Below are 3,193 nucleotides of genomic sequence, written 5' to 3' on the forward strand. Positions count from 1 at the left end.
CGTGGGGTTGTGGGTTGGTTGTTGGTTGAGAATTGCACAGTGGACGCGAGCATCTTGTTTTCTGTGGTTAAGTTGTCAAGGGCGAACGGTGGATGCCTTGGCACCAGGAGCCGATGAAGGACGTGGGAGGCCGCGATAGGCCTGGGGGAGCTGTCAACCTAGCTGTGATCCCAGGGTGTCCGAATGGGGAAACCTGGCACGAGTCATGTCGTGTCATCCGCACCTGAATTCATAGGGTGTGTGAGGGGAACGCGGGGAAGTGAAACATCTCAGTACCCGTAGGAAGAGAAAACAATAGTGATTCCGTGAGTAGTGGCGAGCGAAAGCGGATGTAGCCTAAACCGTGTGCGTGTGATACCTGTCAGGGGTTGCGTGCGCGGGGTTGTGGGATCTGTGTGGATGATCTGACAGTCGTCCGAGGAGTTACAAAGTCAGTGGTTAGTCGAACGACGTGGGAAAGTCGGCCGTAGACGGTGAGAGCCCGGTAGGCGAAAGCTTCTGACCTTCTTACAGATATCCCGAGTAGCAGCGGACTCCTGAAATCTGCTGTGAATCTGCCAGGACCACCTGGTAAGGCTGAATACTTCCTGGTGACCGATAGCGGACGAGTACCGTGAGGGAATGGTGAAAAGTACCCCGGGAGGGGAGTGAAATAGTACCTGAAACCGTTCGCCTACAATCCGTCAGAGCCTTTAGGGGTGATGGCGTGCCTTTTGAAGAATGAGCCTGCGAGTTAGTGGCATGTGGCGAGGTTAACCCGTGTGGGGTAGCCGTAGCGAAAGCGAGTCTGAAGAGGGCGCTTATAGTCGCATGTTCTAGACCCGAAGCGGGGTGATCTAGCCATGGGCAGGTTGAAGCGTGGGTAAGACTGCGTGGAGGACCGAACCCACCAACGTTGAAAAGTTGGGGGATGACCTGTGGTTAGGGGTGAAAGGCCAATCAAACTCCGTGATAGCTGGTTCTCCCCGAAATGCATTTAGGTGCAGCGTCGTGTGTTTCTTGCCGGAGGTAGAGCACTGGATGGTCTAGGGGGCCTACAAGCTTACCGAAATCAGCCAAACTCCGAATGCCGGTAAGTGAGAGCGCGGCAGTGAGACTGCGGGGGATAAGCTTCGTAGTCGAGAGGGAAACAGCCCAGATCACCAGCTAAGGCCCCTAAGCGTGTGCTAAGTGGAAAAGGATGTGGGGTCGCATAGACAACCAGGAGGTTGGCTTAGAAGCAGCCATCCTTTAAAGAGTGCGTAATAGCTCACTGGTCAAGTGGTTCCGCGCCGACAATGTAGCGGGGCTCAAGCACACCGCCGAAGCTGTGGCATTCACATATTAACCCGGCTGGTTTCTTCGGATTCCGGTCCAGGTGTGTGGATGGGTAGGGGAGCGTCGTGTGGCGGGTGAAGCGCCGGGGTGACCCAGGTGTGGACGCTACACGAGTGAGAATGCAGGCATGAGTAGCGAATGAAGGGTGAGAAACCCTTCCGCCGGATGACCAAGGGTTCCAGGGCCAGGCTAATCCGCCCTGGGTGAGTCGGGGCCTAAGGCGAGGCCGAGAGGCGTAGTCGATGGATAACGGGTTGATATTCCCGTACCCGCGTAGGAGCGCCCACGATGAACCTCATGATGCTAACCGCTTGAAGTGTGGATGGTTTTCGGACCTGAGGCATGGAGACCGGGACCCTCGTGGGTAGTAGTTGAGCGATGGGGTGACGCAGGAAGGTAGCTGATCCCGGCCGGTGGTTGTGCCGGGGTAAGCGTGTAGGCCGGTGTGTAGGCAAATCCGCACACCATGTGGCTGAGACGTGATGCCGAGCCGATTCAGGTGAAGTCAGTGATCCTATGCTGCCGAGAAAAGCCTCTAGCGATGTTCCGAGCGGCCCGTACCCGAAACCGACACAGGTGGTCAGGTAGAGAATACCGAGGCGACGGGCGAACTGTGGTTAAGGAACTCGGCAAATTGCCCCCGTAACTTAGGGAGAAGGGGGGCCGGACGCGTGAAGGCACTTGCTGCTGGAGCGTGGTATGGCCGCAGAGAGCAGGGGGAAGCGACTGTTTACTAAAAACACAGGTCCATGCGAAGTCGTAAGACGATGTATATGGACTGACGCCTGCCCGGTGCTGGAACGTTAAGGGGACCTGTTAGCTCTTCGGGGCGAAGCGGAGAACTTAAGCGCCAGTAAACGGCGGTGGTAACTATAACCATCCTAAGGTAGCGAAATTCCTTGTCGGGTAAGTTCCGACCTGCACGAATGGCGTAACGACTTCCCCACTGTCTCAACCACAGGCCCGGCGAAATTGCAGTACGAGTAAAGATGCTCGTTACGCGCGGCAGGACGGAAAGACCCCGGGACCTTTACTATAGCTTGACATTGGTATCCGAATTAGCTTGTGTAGGATAGGTGGGAGCCGGTGAAGCTCGGACGCCAGTTCGGGTGGAGGCAATCTTGAAATACCACTCTGGTTGGTTTGGGTATCTAACTTGCGGCCCTGATCGGGTCGAGGGACAGTGTCTGGTGGGTAGTTTAACTGGGGCGGTTGCCTCCTAAAGGGTAACGGAGGCGCCCAAAGGTTCCCTCAGCCTGGTTGGCAATCAGGTGTTGAGTGTAAGTACATAAGGGAGCTTGACTGTGAGACTGACAGGTCGAGCAGGGACGAAAGTCGGGACTAGTGATCCGGCACTTGCGTGTGGAAGCGGTGTCGCTCAACGGATAAAAGGTACCCCGGGGATAACAGGCTGATCTTCCCCAAGAGTCCATATCGACGGGATGGTTTGGCACCTCGATGTCGGCTCGTCGCATCCTGGGGCTGTAGCAGGTCCCAAGGGTTGGGCTGTTCGCCCATTAAAGCGGTACGCGAGCTGGGTTTAGAACGTCGTGAGACAGTTCGGTCCCTATCCGCCGTGCGCGTTGGATACTTGAGAAGGGCTGTCCCTAGTACGAGAGGACCGGGACGGACGAACCTCTGGTGTGCCAGTTGTCCCGCCAGGGGCACGGCTGGTTGGCTACGTTCGGAAGGGATAACCGCTGAAAGCATCTAAGCGGGAAGCTCGCTTCGAGATGAGGTATCCCACCACCTTGAGTGGGTAAGGCTCCCAGCTAGACGACTGGGTTGATAGGCCGGAGATGTAAGCCAGGTAACTGGTTCAGTCGACCGGTACTAATAGGCCGAGGGCTTAACTACACCAAATTTTATGCTCGAT

Annotated in this window: 1 rRNA gene; it reads left to right on the top strand. The window is 56.3% G+C overall.

Annotation, left to right across the window (positions count from 1 at the left end):
- Nucleotides 1-65: 65 nt before the first annotated feature.
- A 23S ribosomal RNA gene (locus AB0J80_RS38380) occupies nt 66-3,174 on the top strand.
- Nucleotides 3,175-3,193: the final 19 nt, after the last annotated feature.

This window comes from Actinoplanes sp. NPDC049548, from assembly GCF_040676695.1.
Taxonomy (GTDB): Bacteria; Actinomycetota; Actinomycetes; order Mycobacteriales; family Micromonosporaceae; genus Actinoplanes.